Genomic DNA, 16,641 nt, shown 5'->3' on the forward strand with positions numbered 1-16,641 from the left:
TTGAATCTCGCCTGAAAAACACCTTAACACATTGATTTTTAAAGATCTTAGTAAAGTAATCCAACACTTATCCGTAGTTTTTCCAATAAATTATCCACAGATTTTCAGGTTAACAGTGGCAGGTATATGGGCGCTTACCTGAGAAGTACCGGAGCGCATGTTTTACGCGTCACCTTCTGAGCTCAACCACCCGACCGTCAAAAGCCACTTCAACCCCGTCCGGCAGCTCGGGGGCTGACATCAGGTAGTCGTCCAGTTGATGGCCCAGGTGAGTCAGCAATGTCTTCTCCGGACGGATCTGCTCAACCAGTGCCAACGCCAGGTTGAGATCATTGTGGTTTCTGGGTGGGTTGGGTTTGGGGGGTACGCTGCAATCCAGCACCATGAGTGCCAGCGGCGACTGCTGAAGCCAGGCGGTGGTGGGGTCTGGCAAACCCACGGTGTCGGTCAGATAGGCTAACCGGATACCGCGATACTCGATGCCATATCCCAGCGTCGGTTTCGAGTGGTTCAGGGGCAGCGGTGTGACCGTGAAGGGCCCGATGTCGGTCGGCACGAACGGCGCCAGAGGGGGTTGGAACTGCAGTATGCCCGGGTGTTTGTAAAGATCATCACAGCCGTCGGGATCATCCGGGCCATGCACCGGTAGCGTATGCCCGGCGCCCCAGCGCAGATGAAACAACCCCATCACGTGATCCATATGGTAGTGGGTCACCAGCACCGACTGGATGGTGCCAGGCGCAAAGGTCTCACACAGGTCGGTTCGGCCGGCATCCAGCATCATCTGGTAGCCCTCGGCACGGATCAGCGCACTGCACGGGCGGCGGACATACCGGGGGTCGTTCCTCGCCCGCTCACAGGCGCGACACCGGCAACCATAGACCGGTACCCGGCGGGCATCCGCGGTGCCCAGAAATTCCAGTTCAAGATTCATTGGCTGCCCGTTCCGACAACGCGTTTTCAGCCAAAGCATCCGCCGGCAAATTCAGTAAGTCAGCCAGCTGACAATAAGCCTGTTCCAGTTCACCGCTGTTATCCACCGTGGCCGTTCCAGGCGGGATGCTGGCGGCAAAGCGCGCTGCTCGGGCCACTCGGTTCTCCACCTCCGCCGGTGTTTCCCGGCCCCGGTTTATCAGGCGACGCCTGAGTTGATCTGGCGCCACCTTGATCAGTACCGGAATCAGCGCTGAGCCGTAGCGTTCCTGCGCCTGTGCCAGAAACGCACGGGAGCCGTTGACGAGAACGTGGTGACCCCGGGCCAGCCAGAGATCGATTTCACACCCGATGCCATAGTCGAAGCCATTGGCACTCCAGCACAGGGCGAAGAGGTCCAGTGCCCGCCGTTTCCGGAATTCGGCCGCCGGTAACCAGATATGATTCTCGCCCTCCTGCTCCGGCAACCGGGTAATGTAGCGATGGGCCACCAGCACCGGTTGGTCCTGCAGACGGTCCAGGCAAAGCTTCAGCAGCGAATCCTTGCCGGCTCCGGACGATCCCATCAGATAAAACAGTTTGCCAGCCACTGCAGGCTCCCTTCTGTTATCAGCCAGCTATCAGTAGACGCGCTTGCCTGAGCACCACACGGATTCGATCAGCGGTTGTTCACCACATTCACTCACCAGTACCAGATCCGCCCGCTTACCCACCTCGATGGAACCCCGATCCTGCAATCCAGCGCAGCGAGCCGGTACCGCGGTGACGGTGCCAATGGCCCTGGGAAGATCATAGTCATTGGTGTCCATGCGGGCCAGGCGGAACGCGGCGTCGAGCATACTGGCCGGGTAGTAGTCGGAAGACAGAATATCGAGTACGCCTTCTTCCGCCAGCGCGGCGGCGGCGATGTTACCGGAATGGGAGCCGCCCCGAACAACATTGGGTGCGCCCATCATCACCATCATGCCGCGCTGATGAGAGGCGCGGGCAGCCTCCAGCGTGGTCGGAAATTCCGCAATGTTCATCCCGAAACCGGCGGATTCGTCGACATGATCGACGGTCGCATCATCGTGGCTGGCCATGGGGATGCCCCGGGCCTGACAGATGGCGGCAATCGCCTTGCGGTAGCGATCGCTGAATTGCCGGCTGTCTTCCTGACGGGTGACGATGAACTCTTCCATCTGGGCAGCACTCAGGCAGTGCTTGCCCATGTAGTATTCCCGGTATTTGTCGAGATTGACGAACTGCCGCTGCCCCGGTGAGTGGTCCATGATGGACACCAGTTGCAGCATGGGCTGATCCACCAGGGACTGGAACATGTCCAGCGCATCCCGGTGGCTGACCTCACACCTCAGGTGCAGAAAGTGGTCTGCCCTCAGCATGTTGTCCCGTTTGCAGAGCGCCAGGGCATTCACCATGGTCTCGAGGGTTTTCAGGCGCGTGCTGCCAGCGACAACATCTCCCACCGAGATGGCATCAAACACGGTGGTAATACCCGAGGCGACAATCTGGGCATCATGGGTAATGACCGACGGTACCGAAGGCCAGAGTACCCCCGGCCTTGGCGAGATATGTTTTTCCAGATTATCGGTGTGCAGTTCCACCATGCCCGGCATCAATATCGAGGCCCCGCAATCGAGTGCGCCGGCCACCTGTGAGCGGCCCCGTGCGATGTCGTCAATCTTGCCGTCACGGACATGCACGGTTCCGTCAAAGATGTCGTTCTCGGTGACCACCCGGGCGTTGGTTAACACCATCGAGTCCGCCCGCCCGAAGCGGCTGCCGGAACGGGTTTCAACGGGGTTCAAATCCATCACGCTCATGCCTGTGTCTCCTCTGCTGCAACGTGCGTTTTTCGGGCGCTCAGTGCGATGGCACGGTCGGCAACCCGGTTTCTGACATCGGCGTCGTGGAAAATGCCGACAATGGCCGAGCCCCGGTTTCGGGCGCCCCGAATCAGGTCCACCACGACATCCCGGTTACCGGCATCCAGTGACGCGGTTGGCTCATCCAGCAACAGCACCGGGTAATCCACCACAAAACCCCGGGCGATGTTCACCCGCTGTTGTTCGCCGCCGCTGAAGGTCGATGGCGCAAGGCTCCAAAGCCGCTCCGGGATGTTCAGCCTGGTCAGCAGATCCTGGGCCCGGGCCAGGCTGTCTTCGCGGCTGACTCCCAGGCGGCGGGCCGGCTCCATCACCACATCAAGTGTGGAAACCCGGGGAATCACCCGCAGAAACTGGCTGACATAGCCGATGGTGTGTTTTCGAACATCGATCACATCCCTGGGCAAGGCGCTGACCAGGTCTATTTCTGAATCATTGTGGCGAATCCAGACTCGGCCGCATTCCGGCTTATAGTTGGCGTACAGGGAGCGCAGCAAAGTGCTCTTGCCCGAGCCAGACGGCCCATCCAGCACCACACATTCGCCCCGGGCAACGCTGAAACTTACCTGGTTGAGCACCTGGTAAGACACGCCGCCCTGGTTGTGCAGGGTGAAGCCCTTGCACAGGTTGTCTACACGGATCATTGCAGTCATGGTTTGAAGTCTCTCTCCGTCGTCGCCGATCAGTTGCCCAGTACCGAGGACACCAGCAGCTGGGTGTAGGGGTGGCGCGGATCATCCAGCACCTGATCGGTCAGGCCGTGCTCTACCACCTTGCCCTGCTTCATCACCATCAGGCGGTGAGACAGCAGTCTTGCGACCGCCAGATCGTGAGTTACCAGCACCACAGCCAGGCCCAGATCCATCACCAGGTTGCGCAACAGGTCCAACAGCCGGGCCTGCACGGAGACATCCAGCCCACCCGTGGGTTCATCCATGAACACCAGCCGCGGGCTGGTCACCAGGTTGCGGGCAATTTGCAGCCGTTGCTGCATGCCACCCGAGAAAGTACGCGGCGTGTCGTTGATCCGGGCCGGGTCTATCTCAACCTCCCGCAGCCAGCTTTCACCGGCTTCCCGCAGCTGACCGTAGTGCCGACATCCCACGGCCATCAGCCGTTCACCGATATTGGCACCAGCGCTGACACCCATGCGCAGACCGTCCCGGGCATGCTGGTGCACGACACCCCACTCGGTACGCAATAAACTGCGGCGATCACTTTCCGGGATGTTGTAGAGATCCAGCTCCCGATCATCACGATTGCGATACAGCACCCTACCCTCGTCCGGCATCAGCGCACCGGACAGGCAACCCAGCAGAGTGGTTTTACCGGAGCCCGACTCGCCCACGATCCCCAGCACTTCACCGGGATAGAGATCAAAATCCACGCCATCCACACCTTTGCCGGGTGCATAGAGTTTGCGAACCCCCTGAACCTGAAGCAGCGGTGTCGCTTCTTCCGGCAACGCCTGTGCTGCCTGAATCATGGGTAGGCCTCCTGTTTTTTGGGTGTTGTGTGTTGCCGCTGACGGCAATAGTCGGTGTCTGAGCAAACGTATATTCGGCCGCCCTGATCGTTGGTGATGACCTCGTCCAGAAACGATTCCGTCGCTCCGCAGAATTCACAGCTTTCGTCCCAGCGCTGGATTTCAAAGGGATGATCTTCAAAATCCAGACTGCGCACGCGGGTAAAGGGAGGCACCGCGTAAATCCGTTTTTCCCGGCCTGCCCCGAACAGCTGCAGCGCAGGACTGTCGTCCATTTTCGGGTTATCGAACTTGGGAATCGGGGACGGGTCCATCACGTAGTGGTCATTGACCTTCACCGGGTAGGCGTAGGTGGTGGCAATGTGGCCGTGCCGGGCAATGTCTTCGTACAGTTTTACGTGCATCACGCCGTATTCCTGCAGGGCGTGCATGGTGCGGGTCTCCACTTCCCGGGGCTCAATGAAGCGCAGCGGGTCGGGAATGGGTACCTGATACACCAGAATCTGGCCAGCCTGCAGCGGTGTTTCCGGAATCCGGTGACGGGTCTGAATGACACTCGCCTCGGTGGTCAGCTCAGTGGTTTTCACGCCGGCCGTGCGGGCAAAGAAGCGGCGGATGCTGACTGCGTTGGTGGTGTCGTCAGCCCCCTGATCAATCACTTTCAGGGTATCGTCCTGGCCAATCACCGTGGCAGTAACCTGCATACCACCGGTACCCCAGCCATAGGGCAAAGGCATTTCCCGGCCACCAAAAGGCACCTGGTAGCCAGGAATGGCCACTGCTTTCAGCAGCCCTCGCCGGATCATGCGTTTGGTCTGTTCGTCCAGGTAGGCAAAGTTGTAGCCACCTGCATCAATACTGTTTGCCAGCTGGGTACTCATGCTTCCGACTCCTGTTTCGACTCGCTGCTGACCTGCCCGGATGACGGGCTCCGTTGCTCCGACCGCTGCTGAAACTCCCGCCGGAGCTGGCGCAACAGCACCAGTTCGGACTGGAAATCCACGTAATGGGGCAGCTTCAGATGGGAGACAAAGCCGGAAGAATCCAGGTTGTCGCAGTGGGACAGCACGAACTCTTCATCCTGGGCCGGCGTGCTCAGTTCCTCCCCCAGCTCCCGGGCACGCAGGGCCCGGTCCACCAGCGCCATGGCCATGACCTTGCGCTCGGACTGACCAAAGCCCAGCCCGTAGCCCCGGGTGAACCGCGGTGCTTCGGTCTGGTTGCCGCCAAACTGGTTGATCATGTCGCATTCAGTGATCTCGATGTCTCCGATAACCACCGGAAAGCCAAGCTCCTCCGGCGCGATTTCAACCGCTGCCTGGCCATAGCGGATCTCCCCGGCAAACGGGTGATTGCGGCCATAGCCACGCTGGGTGGAGTAACCCAGCGCCAGCAAAAAGCCTTCATCACCCCGGGCCAGCGCCTGCAGCCGAACGCTGCGATCAGCCGGGTAGCTGAGCGGATCACGGGTGATGTCGCCGGGCTCCGGGTCCTGATTGCCCGGGCTCTGTTCAGTTTGACCGTCCGGCCCCTCGATCAGGCCTTCACGGTTGAGCATTTCGAGCACGCGAGGGCATGCCTCCAGTGGCTCGGTTGCCGGCTCCGGGCCTTGCGGCGCGTCGCCATTGGCCATCAGGGTGAAATCCAGCAGGCGATGGGTGTAGTCGTAGGTTGGCCCCAACACCTGGCCACCGGGCACATCCTTGTAGGCGGCCGATATCCGCCGCTGAATCGTCATGGTGCGGGTGTCCAGCGGGCAGGTGTACAGAAACCTGGGCAAGGTGTTGCGATAGGCGCGGACCAGAAAGACCGCCTCAACCACATCACCACTGGCCTGCTTGAGCGCCAGCGCGGCCAGTTCCGGGTCATACAGCGAGCCTTCGGTCATCACCCGGTCGACCGCCAATCGCATCTGGCTGCGGATTTGTGATACCGACAATTCTCCGGTTTCCTTCGGCCCTCGCCGACGTTCTGCCAGCCACTGATGGGCGGCATCGATGGCTTGTTCTCCGCCTTTAACTGCAACGTACATATCAGTGCTCCTGTCCGATGAGGGTGGCCCGGGTGGTTCGGGGCAACGCCATCAACTGGTTGCCACAGGTGAGGATCAGGTCGACACCACAGGGAAATAATGCGTGGTTGTCCGCCAGCCGCTGCATCCAACCGGCATCAAATCCATCGATGCGAACCCGGCGCTGCTGGCGGATACCCGGCCCCTCAAGCACCAGCTCACTGCGCTCTTCACCGCAGTTTTCACCACGCTCTGCATCCAAACCGCGCACCTCCACGATGACCGTGGCTGAGCGATCCGGATACTCGAAGGTGCCCTGGTTAAAGGCCGCCAGTGAGCAGTCGCCATTTGCAGTGATCAAGGCAAACGCGGCCTTGTCTAAACGGTGGGCAATACCACAGCCACAATGGAACCGGAGGGAGTTAACCACCGCCGCACTGGCAAGTTCAGGTTGCAGCCACAGCGGCGTTTCCTGATCCAGCAGTGCCAGGCAAATCTGATAGGCTGCGGAGGACAAAGGCGCGGGCGCATTGCCGGGCTCCAGGCTGTGCACGGTGCCCGGTTCCGCCATGGCCGCCAGAACACGGCGAAACACCTGTTGCGCCTGGTGCGTGCTATCGGCAAAGCCGTCACAAAGGCCGTCCAGAGCGACAGCCGTCATTGTTTGTGCCGTCGTGGTCATGATCACTCTCCCCGAACCATGGTCATGAAATTCACGCGGGTAGCTGCGGCTTTACAGGACTCCGCCCTGCGCGCTGCCAGCCACTCGTTGTGAAGTGGCTCAATCACCGTTGTCTGAAGCCCGGCGTTGTCCTGCAATAAGGCATCAAACACCGCGGCCAACTCGGCATGCCTGCGACTGCGGCCCTGGACATACCCAAAGCCCCGCGTACCTGTGGCCAGCTCAATCACACACCGGGTGAGCGTGGTTTCACCCAGATTGAAAGGGTTGCCGGTGCCGCCGGTTCGGCCGCGCACCATGGCCAGACCGATTTCCGGTGCCCGTAGGTGGCGATAATCAGGGCGGCCGACAGCCTTCAGATGCTGCTCCAGACCGTCTTCATCAGCCCTGGCCAGCACACTCATCCAGTGCTGGCGCGCGGCGACCTCTGTGCTCAACGAGGCGGTGTTATCAATGCTCATGACGAAGGCTCTCCTTCCGGTGTCAGGTTCTGTCTGGGTTCAATCTTGTACTCGAAACAATCCGCCCGGCTGCGGGAAACGCTGTACTCCACCAGCGCTCCGGTGCGGGTGCAGAGGTTGTTGGAGCAAATTTTCAGCAACGGCATGTTGCGGGGGTACCGCAGCAGCAGGGATTCCTGGCGGGACGGCATGCCAGCGGAGATCAGCCCCTGCCTGCGGGTCAGCTGAAAGCCATAGCGGGCCTCCAGCAGTTCGTGCAGAGAGCCGCCCTGGTAGTGCTGATCCAGGCCCGGACAATGCTCGGTAGGCAGGTAGTGGCTGATCAGTGTGACCGGCTTGCCATCGATGCAGCGCAGGGTGTCGATCTGAAATACCTCGGTGCCGGGTTGTACCCACATTTTGCGGGCCAGCGCATCGTCTGCTCTGAGAAGACCGCGCCCGGTAATACGGGATTCGGAGTGGTGGCCCATGGCTTCCACCGATTCACTGAAACGGCCCCGGGCGCCGATCCGGTACTGCAGGGAATGCTCCAGTACCAGCGTGCCCTTACCCTGTTGGCGCAGGACCATTCCGGCCTGAACCAGCTCATCAATGGCCCGCCGCACGGTGTGGCGGTTGATGGCAAAGCGCTGTGCCAGTTGAATTTCGGAGGGGAGATAGTCTCCGCTGTGGAGTTTTTCCCGGATCTCCGTTTCCAGGGCACGCGCCACATCCTGATAAATGGCCATGGTTGTTCTTCCTTACTTGTCTAGACAACTGGTGCAGGCGAAAGGGCCCGTTTCCGGGCCATGTCTTCGCTGTTGCCGCCCTCAGATAAACCGTTTTCTGATCCACTGGGAGGCAATATCCAGAGCCGTCACCACCACGATGATCACAATCATCACGGCGCAGGTCTGGGCGAACATGAAACCGCGCATGCTTTCCCACAGAATCACCCCGATACCACCGGCACCCACCATGCCGACCACCGTGGCCGACCGAACATTGGATTCGAAGCGGTACAGGGAGTAGGAGATCCACAGCGGCATCACCTGGGGAATCACCCCGAAAATGATTTCCTGAAGACTGGTGGCACCGGTAGCACGCACGCCTTCCACCGGGCCCGGATCAATAGCTTCGACCGCCTCGGAAAACAGCTTGGCCAGCACCCCGGTGGTGTGAATAAACAACGCCATCACCCCGGCAAAGGGCCCAAGACCCACCGCCACCACAAACAACATGGCAAACACCATTTCGTTGATCGCGCGGCTGGCATCCATCAACCGGCGCACCGGCTGGCAGACCCACCAGGGCACCAGGTTCTCGGATGACAGAATGGCGAACGGAATGGCAAAAATAATGGCAAGGAAGGTGCCCCAGATCGCAATCTGAACCGTGGTGACCATTTCAGAGAAGTAGTACCGCCATTCGCTGAAATCCGGCGGGAAGAAATCGCCCAGGAAGGTCGCCATGTTATCGGCGTCGTTCCAGAGCGCCTGGGGTTTCATTTCAGCACCACCCCAGGACCAGGCCAGCGCGGCCAGGAACAGCCCCCAGCCAAACAGCTTCATCCAGCTGTTGCCCGGTGGGATGGCGGTGATTTCAGGTTGTGCGGAAGCAGTTTGCATAGTGTTTCCGGATCAGTCAGAAGAGTCAGACAGTAAGCGCACCGGCAGGAGGCAATGCCCCCTGCCGGACAACTTTATTTGGCAGCAGCCTGCTGCTTTTCGATCAGCGCGGCGCGGCGGTCCAGTTCCTTCAACTCGTTGTTGATGGTCGACAACCGGGCCTTGTCGGATTCGCTCGGGTTCTCCGCGCTCTCCAGCGTGGCTTTTTCCTTGAACAGGGCCAGCTGGCGGATCGGAATCAGCTGATCGTTGCTGGATGCCTTGAATGGCGCCCATTGCAGGCCTGCCAGCACTTCCTTCTCACGGGCATCTTCGGTGCCATAGCTGAAAATGAAGTTACTGATGCGCTGCTTGGTTTCATCCGGCAGGTTCTTGCGCCAGACCAGCGGGTCCGATGGAATCAGGGGGGATTTCCAGATCACCTTCAGCTTTTCGGCTTTTTCGGGCTGGGTTTCCTTAAGCCGGCCATAGCTTTCGGTGTTGAACGTTGCAACATCCAGCTGCTTGTTCGCGACGGCCAGTGCGTTGGTTTCATGGCTGGAATTCAATGTGCGCTTGAAGGCACTCTTGGCATCGACACCGTTCATGGCGAACACGTAGTAGCCGGGTACCAGAAAGCCGGAAGTCGAGTTGGGATCACCGTTACCAAAGGTCAGTTCACCGGCGCGGGCCAACACGTCTTCGACCGAGTTCAGGCGGTCGTCGTCCTGATGGGCGATGAGCAGGGACCAGTAGCCCGGGTTGCCACTGACATCCACGGTCTGGGCGAAGATTTCACCACCGGCGCGATCAACAGCCTCCATAGCCGATTTGTTGCCGTACCAGGCCACATCGACTTTGTCGAAACGCATGCCTTGAATAATCCCGGCGTAATCCGGTGCGAAAAAGGCATTCACTTCCATATCCAGTTGCTTCGACATGTCTTCCAGGAACGGTTCCCAGACAGTGCGAAGGTTCTGGGACGATTCCGTGGAGATGATGCCAAAGTTCAGGGTGTCCATTTGCTCTGCCTGAACACCGGCGGCGGCAACGGTAACCGAAGCGGCAACGGTGATGCCGCGAATCAGCTGCTTGATCATGACAGTTCCTCTGTGTGAATGAATATCAATGGCTAAGGTTTGGGACTACTGGGCAAGCGCCAGGCCGCTGACCGGGCGAAGAACCCGTTGGCGCGGTGCTGGCAAGCTTTCTTCGTTGAACGAGGTGGTTCCGTAGATCTGGTTCAACAGAACCGGCGTCAGCTCTGAGGCTTTGTCGTCGAACAGAATTTCGCCCTGGCGCAAGGCAACAATGCGACTGCAGTAATTACGGGCGTAATCCACCTGATGCAGCGTGACCAGCACGGTTTTGCCATCGTGCTGATGAATGTCAGACAAGATATCCATCACGCAACGGGCCGACTCGGGGTCCAGGGAGGCGATTGGCTCGTCGGCCAGAATGACATCCGGTTGTTGCGTGAGGGCCCGGGCAATGGCGACCCGTTGTTGCTGGCCACCCGAGAGGCAGGAGGCCCGCTGGTGGGCGAAACGCTCCATACCGACCCGTCGAAGGGATTCCATAGCGAGCGCTCGTTCGTCATCCCTGAAATACCCCAGGGTTCCGCGCCAGGCCGGAATCCGGCCCAGGGTACCGGTCAGTACGTTTTCAATAACGCTCAGTCGGTTGACCAGATTGAATTGCTGAAAGATATAGCCAATGCGAGCACGGGTCTGACGGATGTTGCCGTTCAGGCGGCCATCGGTTTGCATTGGCTGGCCCAGTACCTGAACGCCCCCGGCATTCTGGTCTCCACGGACCAATCCGGTAATGTGCCGCAACAACGTGGACTTGCCGGAACCTGACGGCCCTATCAAACCGACCATTTCTCCGGCACCGACGTTCAGGTCAATGTTGTGCAGGGCTTTTCCGTTCTTGCCGAACGTCTTGCTCAGGTTGCGGATACGAATGACAGGTTCCATGCCAGTTCCTTTTGTGTCTGCAAACGGTTGTTGTCTCAGCCAGCCTTCACCCACAGGCCAGTCACTTTCTGATCAACTTGTGTAGACATCCTGGTGTCCGGATGTTGCAGCGGGAGGACAATCACATGACGGTTTCTTGAACCTTGTATTTCAGAAACCGGATGGCTGTAACCGGGCTGACTTGCGGCAACGATATGCTGGTGTCTTTATTTCACCGGGGCTCAGCATGACCACCGATACCCTGACAACCAGCCTTCGAACCGAACCCAACCGGCGCCTCGTGATTGGCGGCCTGGGCATGACCCAGATCGTCGCCTGGGGTACCACCTTTTATCTGCCTGCAGTGTTTGCCAACCCGATTGCCCGGGATAGCGGCTGGTCGCTATCGGTTGTGGTGACGGGGTTGTCGCTGGGGCTCTTGCTGGCCGGTTCCTGTTCACCGGTCACCGGGCGACTGATCGATCGTCACGGTGGCCGATATGTGATGGCGTTCAGCTCCATACTGATCGCTGCAGGGCTGTGGCTCATGAGCCAGGTGACCGGCTTGACCGGCTATTTCCTGAGTTGGGCGGTATTGGGGATTGGTATGGCGGCGGGGTTATACGACGCGGCTTTTGCCACCCTCGGGCGGCTGTATGGCTCCGGTGCCAGAAGTGCCATTACCGGCGTGACGCTGTTGGGTGGCCTGGCCAGTACATTGTGCTGGCCACTGTTGACGATTCTGGAAGAAACTCTGGGCTGGCGCCAGGGTGCACAGGTCGTTGCCCTGGTGCACCTGCTATTCTGCCTTCCGGTGCATCTGCTGGTGGTGCCGGTGCGCCAGGAAACCACAGCAACATCCAACGGTGGAGTCACACCGGCAAAGCCGGTAGAGCACCAACCGGCCGGCTCGTTTTTCCGGGACCGTCGTTTTCTGACGATCTGCCTGGCCTTTACTCTACTCGCCTTTGTAATGACGGGCCTGTCGGTGCATTTACTGGAGGTACTGCGGCAATGGGGCCTGGACACGGCCACCGTGGTGATGATCGGTATGATCATCGGGCCTGCCCAGGTAACGGCCCGGGTATTGGAATTCTCTTTCGGGCGGGGATTTCATCCGGTCTGGTCCGCCCGGGTGGGCGCGCTGCTGGTACTGATCGGTGTTGCCCTTTTCAGCTTGTCCCAGCCGCTGGCGGCGTTTGTAGCTGCGGCAGTGTACGGCGCCGGTAACGGCATCATGACCATTGCCCGCGGTACCCTGCCCCTGGCGCTGTTCGGGCCGGATGCCTACGGCGAGCGCATGGGAGTGATGGCCCGCCCGGTCCTGATTGCCCAGGCCGCAGCGCCCATCCTGACGGCCACGGTGCTGACCCGAATGGATGCTTTCTATCTGCTGCCCGGCCTGGTCATTCTGCTGCTGGTGAGCTTTGCGCTTCTGGCTCTGCTCCCAGGCGCTCGAGTTCCTTCTCCACCGCATTAGACGATTTGGCAAAGCGCGCCAGCAGGTTATACAGCACCGGGATAATGAACAGCGTCAGCGTGGTGGCGAAAATCAATCCGCCCAGGATCACCATGCCGATTGCAGCCCGGCTTTCCGCGCCGGCACCGGTGGCGATCACCAGGGGAATGGCCCCGAACACCGTCGATATGGTGGTCATCAGTACCGGCCGGAAACGCAGAATGGCGCCTTCCAGTATGGCCTCCCGCACCTCATAACCCTTGTCCCGGAGCTGATTGGCAAACTCCACGATCAGTATGCCGTTCTTCGCCATCAAGCCCAGCAACATGATGATGCCGATCTGGCTGTAGATATTCAGGCTGATGCCGGACCACGCCAGGGCAATCAAGGCACCGGTGACGGCCAGGGGCACCGACAGCATGATGATCAACGGGTGAATCCAGCTTTCAAACTGCGCCGCTAGCACCAGGAAGACAATCACGAAAGCCAGTCCAAAGGTGATGAAAATGGCCGAGGACGAATCCTGGAACTCCCGGGACAAGCCTTTGAAGCTCAGGCGAGCTTCCGGTGGCAAGTTATCCACAGCCAGATTGTTGAGATAATTCAGGGCGGTGCCCAGGTCATAGCCATCCGCCAATGACGCACTGATCACCACCGCCGGTAGTCGGTCAATTCGTCGCAAATCCGGATTGGCACCGATTTCATCCACCGACACCAGAGCCTTCAGCGGAATCAGTTCGCCCCCGGCCCTTGGCCGAAGGAAGATCTGTTCGAGGTCTTCCGGAGTGGCTCGGTTGGCATCGTCTGCCTGCACAATCACATCGTATTCCTGACCGCGGTCCAGATAGGTGGTCACTTGCCGGGAAGCCAGCATGGTCTGCAGGGTCAGGCCGACGTCTTCAACCGTGATATCCAGGTCTGCCGCCCGGTCCCGGTCAATATTCACCCGCAATTCGGGCCGGGTGAGCTCGAAGTCGGTATCCACATTGAGCAGGTTCGGGTTTTCCTTCGCCCGCTCCATAATTTCCTCGCTCCAGGCCTGCACCGATTCATAATCCGGGCCCGCCACCACAAACTCCACAGGCTGGTTAAAGCCCCGCTGGCCAAGACCCGGCGGGTTAATAACGTTCACCCGGATACCGGAAATGTCGGCAATTTTATCCCGGATTTCAGACGTCACCTGTTGCTGCTTGATGTCGCGCTCATCCCAGGGAACCAGGCCCATAATCATGAAGGCGTTGTCTTCTTCGTTGCGGAAACCGACAATCGATAACAACCGGGAAGCCGTTCCTTCGTCAAGGTACTCAAGCAGTTCGGTTTCAGCCTGCTGCACAAAATGATCGGTATACTCAACGGTTGCCCCCCGTGGCGCACCGGAGGGCATGATGATAACGCCCCGATCTTCCGTGGGAGCCAGCTCCTGTGGCAGGCGTGGATAGATTACGGCCGCGACAATCAGTCCCGCCACGCCCAGACCAAGCAACAGGCCCGGTTGATTCAGGGAAAACCGCAGCAATTTTTCATAGCCATTGGTGAGGCCATTCAGAACTTTTTCGCTGAAGGCCCAGAGCCGGTGGCCTTCTTCGGTTTCCGGGCTGTGTCTCAGCCACTTGGAACACAGCATGGGCGCCAGCGTCAGCGCCACCAGGCTGGAGACAATCACCGCAGCCGCAAGGGTAAAACCGAATTCCGCAAACAACCGGCCGACGTTACCGCCCATAAATGAAATCGGCACGAAGACCGCCACCAATGTCAGTGTGGTGGCGATAACCGCAAAGGCGACCTGTTTGGCACCGTGGTAAGCCGCCAGTAACGGTGGTTCACCTTCATCAATCCGCCGCTGGATGTTCTCCAGCATCACGATGGCGTCGTCCACCACCAGGCCAATCGCCAGAATGATCGCCAGCAGGGTTAGTACGTTGATGGAAAAGCCGAGAAAACCCAGGCCGATGAAGGCCCCGATCACAGCGACCGGAATGGTCACCGCAGGAATCAGCGTGGCACGCCAGGAGCGCAGAAACAGAAAGATCACCAGAATGACCAATGACACCGAGATCGCAAGGGTCACCAGCACTTCCTGGATAGAGGCACGAATGAAGATGGATTCGTCGTAGCTCTCGTTGATCGATACTTCCGGCGGCAGGGTTTCCCGAATGTTTTTCAGCTCGGCCGTTACCGCGTCAGAGACCGCAACCGTGTTGGCTTTGGACTGGCGGATAATACCCATACCAATGGCCGTCTTGCCGTTGGCCCGCAGTCGTCCGATATCCGATTCCACACCCATCTGTACATTGGCCACTTCGCCCAGACGCAGCAGATCATTGCCATCCCGCCGAATAACCAGATTGCGAAACTCTTCCACCGACGTTAACCGGCCTTCCGCCCGTACCGTGAAATTCCGGGTGGAGGAATCCACCGAACCGGCCGGCAACTCAACGTTGTTGGCCCGAAGCGCACGCTCCACTTCGGCAACCGTGATATTGCGAGCCGCCAGCCTTTCCCTGTCGAGCCACACCCGGATGGCGTACCGGCGCTCACCGCCAATGCGCACATCGGCCACGCCATCCAGCACCGACAGCCGGTCGCTCAATGCTCGGTCGGCAAAATCGCTGAGCTCAGCACTGTCCCACACCTCACTGGTGAGCGTTATCCACATCATCGGCCGGGCATCGGAATCCGCTTTGCGAACAACCGGGGGGTCCGCTTCGTCCGGTAGCTCGTTGAGAACCCGGGACACTGCGTCACGTACGTCGTTGGCCGCAATATCAATATCGCGGGACGTGTTGAATTCAATACTGGTACGGGATTCACCCTGCTCGGTCGAGGATTCAATCGAGCGAATGCCCTCAATGCCACTGATGGCACCTTCAATAACCTGGGTAATCTGGGTATCGACCACTTCAGCAGCCGCACCGGTGTAATCGGTCGAGATAGACACCACAGGCGGGTCGATATCCGGGTATTCCCTAACCGGCAGCCCTAACAGGGCCGCCAACCCGAAGACCACAATCAGCAGGCTGAGAACCGTCGCAAACACCGGGCGTTTAATGGAAATATCAGACAGCACCATGGATCAGGACTCCCGGGCAGGTTCGAACCTGTTATCCGGAATCGCAAGATCCGATTCAATCACCCGAATGCGGTTACCGGAACTGAGCCGATCCTGGCCGGTCACCACCACCGCGTCATCCGTGCTCAAGCCTCGTGTGACTTCAACCAGGCCCGGCATCCGGTTACCAACCTGCACCGATACCCGGCGTGCCACGCCGTCTTCTGCCACAAACACATACTTCTCATCGCCGCGCACCATGACCGCCTGTTCCGGCAGCACCAACCCTTCACGCTCCTGTAAGGTCAGCGACGCCGACATGAACTGCCCTGGGCGTAATCGGCCATCGGGGTTATCAATCAACGCCCGTACGGCCAGGGTACGACTCAATTCACTGATGCGGGTGGCCAGCTCAATCAGCTGGCCTTCAAAAACCTGATCCGGAAACGCCGGTGAACTCGCCAGCACCGATTGGCCAAGCTGTACCTGCGCAACAAACCGCTCCGGTATCGCAAATGTCAGTTCAAGCCGATCGCTGCTGTCCAGCGTGGTAATGCTGGTGCCTGCCTGGAGGTAGGCACCGGTACTGATATCGGAAAGGCCCACCACACCGGCAAACGGCGCTTCAATTCGATGGTTTTCCAGTCTGACTTTGGCGGCTTCGCGCTGAGCCTGCGCAACATCGACTGCCGTTCTGAGCACGTCTACTTGGGATTGGGACACGCTGTTGTTGGCTCGCAAGCTCTGTGCCCGATCGTATTGGCGGCGGGCATCGGCCAGCTGGGCTTCTATAACCGCCATGTCAGCGCGAGCCTGGCGATCATCCAGCTGAAGCAGAACCTCGCCTTGCTCAACCCGTTTACCGGGCTCCAGGTTAAGGGCAACCACCCGGCCACTGACTTCCGTCGTCAGCTCGACGGCATTGACCGCCTGAAGGCTCGCAACCGCAGACACCTGGTCTCTGATTTGTTGAAACTCAGGCATGGTGATGTTGACCGCAGAAGCCTGAGCCTCTTCCTCCTGTTCAGCTTCAACCTGTTCCAGGCCCAGGTATACGCCAGCCCCTGCGACCACCACTGCCACGACCACAATCCCGACCAGCCACTGCTTCCACATGGTTTAAAAACCTG

16 protein-coding genes are annotated in these 16,641 nt (G+C 59.4%); 1 reads left to right on the plus strand and 15 read right to left on the minus strand.

Features of this window, described 5'->3' with window-relative positions:
- Window positions 1–169: 169 nt before the first annotated feature.
- From phnP to phnC, 13 genes are all read right to left on the minus strand, one after another.
- Window positions 170–934, minus strand: coding sequence for a phosphonate metabolism protein PhnP (gene phnP / locus QPL95_RS04910; protein WP_303289891.1), 765 nt, complete (start codon window positions 932–934; stop codon window positions 170–172).
- Window positions 924–1,523 (minus strand): ribose 1,5-bisphosphokinase, encoded by a 600-nt coding sequence (gene phnN, locus QPL95_RS04915; protein WP_303289892.1) that lies wholly within the window; start codon window positions 1,521–1,523, stop codon window positions 924–926. The genes phnP and phnN overlap by 11 nt, the downstream gene beginning before the upstream one ends.
- A 30-nt stretch (window positions 1,524–1,553) precedes the next feature.
- Complete coding sequence (locus QPL95_RS04920; protein WP_303290385.1) at window positions 1,554–2,690, minus strand: alpha-D-ribose 1-methylphosphonate 5-triphosphate diphosphatase; 1,137 nt, start codon at window positions 2,688–2,690, stop codon at window positions 1,554–1,556.
- A gap of 62 nt (window positions 2,691–2,752) precedes the next feature.
- Complete coding sequence (gene phnL, locus QPL95_RS04925; protein ID WP_303289893.1) at window positions 2,753–3,472, minus strand: phosphonate C-P lyase system protein PhnL; 720 nt, start codon at window positions 3,470–3,472, stop codon at window positions 2,753–2,755.
- A gap of 29 nt (window positions 3,473–3,501) precedes the next feature.
- Entirely contained in the window at window positions 3,502–4,305 is an 804-nt protein-coding gene (phnK, locus tag QPL95_RS04930; protein WP_303289894.1) for a phosphonate C-P lyase system protein PhnK, read from the minus strand.
- A complete protein-coding gene (locus QPL95_RS04935; RefSeq protein ID WP_303289895.1) occupies window positions 4,302–5,186 on the minus strand; it encodes an alpha-D-ribose 1-methylphosphonate 5-phosphate C-P-lyase PhnJ in 885 nt (294 codons plus the stop codon). The genes phnK and QPL95_RS04935 overlap by 4 nt, the downstream gene beginning before the upstream one ends.
- Complete coding sequence (locus QPL95_RS04940) at window positions 5,183–6,337, minus strand: carbon-phosphorus lyase complex subunit PhnI (RefSeq protein WP_303289896.1); 1,155 nt, start codon at window positions 6,335–6,337, stop codon at window positions 5,183–5,185. The genes QPL95_RS04935 and QPL95_RS04940 overlap by 4 nt, the downstream gene beginning before the upstream one ends.
- 1 nt (window position 6,338) lies before the next feature.
- Window positions 6,339–6,998: a phosphonate C-P lyase system protein PhnH gene (gene phnH, locus QPL95_RS04945; RefSeq protein ID WP_303289897.1), complete on the minus strand. Its 660-nt coding sequence runs from the start codon at window positions 6,996–6,998 to the stop codon at window positions 6,339–6,341.
- 2 nt (window positions 6,999–7,000) lie between these two features.
- Window positions 7,001–7,459, minus strand: a complete 459-nt coding sequence (gene phnG / locus QPL95_RS04950) for a phosphonate C-P lyase system protein PhnG (protein ID WP_303289898.1) — start codon at window positions 7,457–7,459, stop codon at window positions 7,001–7,003.
- Window positions 7,456–8,187: a phosphonate metabolism transcriptional regulator PhnF gene (gene phnF / locus QPL95_RS04955; RefSeq protein ID WP_233926207.1), complete on the minus strand. Its 732-nt coding sequence runs from the start codon at window positions 8,185–8,187 to the stop codon at window positions 7,456–7,458. The genes phnG and phnF overlap by 4 nt, the downstream gene beginning before the upstream one ends.
- Before the next feature lie 81 nt (window positions 8,188–8,268).
- Window positions 8,269–9,066, minus strand: coding sequence for a phosphonate ABC transporter, permease protein PhnE (phnE, locus tag QPL95_RS04960; protein ID WP_303289899.1), 798 nt, complete (start codon window positions 9,064–9,066; stop codon window positions 8,269–8,271).
- A gap of 74 nt (window positions 9,067–9,140) precedes the next feature.
- Window positions 9,141–10,145, minus strand: coding sequence for a phosphonate ABC transporter substrate-binding protein (gene phnD, locus QPL95_RS04965; protein ID WP_303289900.1), 1,005 nt, complete (start codon window positions 10,143–10,145; stop codon window positions 9,141–9,143).
- A gap of 45 nt (window positions 10,146–10,190) precedes the next feature.
- Window positions 10,191–11,024 carry a phosphonate ABC transporter ATP-binding protein gene (gene phnC, locus QPL95_RS04970; RefSeq protein WP_303289901.1) on the minus strand — a complete coding sequence of 278 codons (834 nt, stop codon included), beginning with the start codon at window positions 11,022–11,024 and terminating at the stop codon, window positions 10,191–10,193.
- A gap of 226 nt (window positions 11,025–11,250) precedes the next feature.
- Here phnC and QPL95_RS04975 point away from each other — a divergent pair, with 226 nt between their 5' ends.
- Window positions 11,251–12,483, plus strand: a complete 1,233-nt coding sequence (locus tag QPL95_RS04975) for an MFS transporter (RefSeq protein WP_303289902.1) — start codon at window positions 11,251–11,253, stop codon at window positions 12,481–12,483.
- Here the strand turns inward: QPL95_RS04975 and QPL95_RS04980 are convergent.
- A complete protein-coding gene (locus tag QPL95_RS04980) occupies window positions 12,410–15,532 on the minus strand; it encodes an efflux RND transporter permease subunit (RefSeq protein WP_303289903.1) in 3,123 nt (1,040 codons plus the stop codon). The two genes, QPL95_RS04975 and QPL95_RS04980, sit on opposite strands and share 74 nt — an antisense overlap.
- A gap of 3 nt (window positions 15,533–15,535) precedes the next feature.
- Window positions 15,536–16,627 (minus strand): efflux RND transporter periplasmic adaptor subunit, encoded by a 1,092-nt coding sequence (locus tag QPL95_RS04985; RefSeq protein WP_303289904.1) that lies wholly within the window; start codon window positions 16,625–16,627, stop codon window positions 15,536–15,538.
- Between the last annotated feature and the right edge of the window lie 14 nt (window positions 16,628–16,641).

This window comes from Marinobacter sp. SS5-14b (assembly GCF_030541005.1).
Taxonomy (GTDB): domain Bacteria; phylum Pseudomonadota; class Gammaproteobacteria; order Pseudomonadales; family Oleiphilaceae; genus Marinobacter.

Coding starts and splice junctions, on each gene's coding strand:
- phnP (WP_303289891.1), bottom strand. CDS start 934: ATGAATCTTGAACTGGAATTTCTGGGCACCGCGGATGCCCGCCGGGTA.
- QPL95_RS04920 (WP_303290385.1), bottom strand. CDS start 2,690: ATGGTGTTAACCAACGCCCGGGTGGTCACCGAGAACGACATCTTTGAC.
- phnL (WP_303289893.1), bottom strand. CDS start 3,472: ATGACTGCAATGATCCGTGTAGACAACCTGTGCAAGGGCTTCACCCTG.
- phnK (WP_303289894.1), bottom strand. CDS start 4,305: ATGATTCAGGCAGCACAGGCGTTGCCGGAAGAAGCGACACCGCTGCTT.
- QPL95_RS04935 (WP_303289895.1), bottom strand. CDS start 5,186: ATGAGTACCCAGCTGGCAAACAGTATTGATGCAGGTGGCTACAACTTT.
- QPL95_RS04940 (WP_303289896.1), bottom strand. CDS start 6,337: ATGTACGTTGCAGTTAAAGGCGGAGAACAAGCCATCGATGCCGCCCAT.
- phnH (WP_303289897.1), bottom strand. CDS start 6,998: ATGACCACGACGGCACAAACAATGACGGCTGTCGCTCTGGACGGCCTT.
- phnG (WP_303289898.1), bottom strand. CDS start 7,459: ATGAGCATTGATAACACCGCCTCGTTGAGCACAGAGGTCGCCGCGCGC.
- phnF (WP_233926207.1), bottom strand. CDS start 8,187: ATGGCCATTTATCAGGATGTGGCGCGTGCCCTGGAAACGGAGATCCGG.
- phnE (WP_303289899.1), bottom strand. CDS start 9,066: ATGCAAACTGCTTCCGCACAACCTGAAATCACCGCCATCCCACCGGGC.
- phnD (WP_303289900.1), bottom strand. CDS start 10,145: ATGATCAAGCAGCTGATTCGCGGCATCACCGTTGCCGCTTCGGTTACC.
- phnC (WP_303289901.1), bottom strand. CDS start 11,024: ATGGAACCTGTCATTCGTATCCGCAACCTGAGCAAGACGTTCGGCAAG.
- QPL95_RS04975 (WP_303289902.1), top strand. CDS start 11,251: ATGACCACCGATACCCTGACAACCAGCCTTCGAACCGAACCCAACCGG.
- QPL95_RS04980 (WP_303289903.1), bottom strand. CDS start 15,532: ATGGTGCTGTCTGATATTTCCATTAAACGCCCGGTGTTTGCGACGGTT.
- QPL95_RS04985 (WP_303289904.1), bottom strand. CDS start 16,627: ATGTGGAAGCAGTGGCTGGTCGGGATTGTGGTCGTGGCAGTGGTGGTC.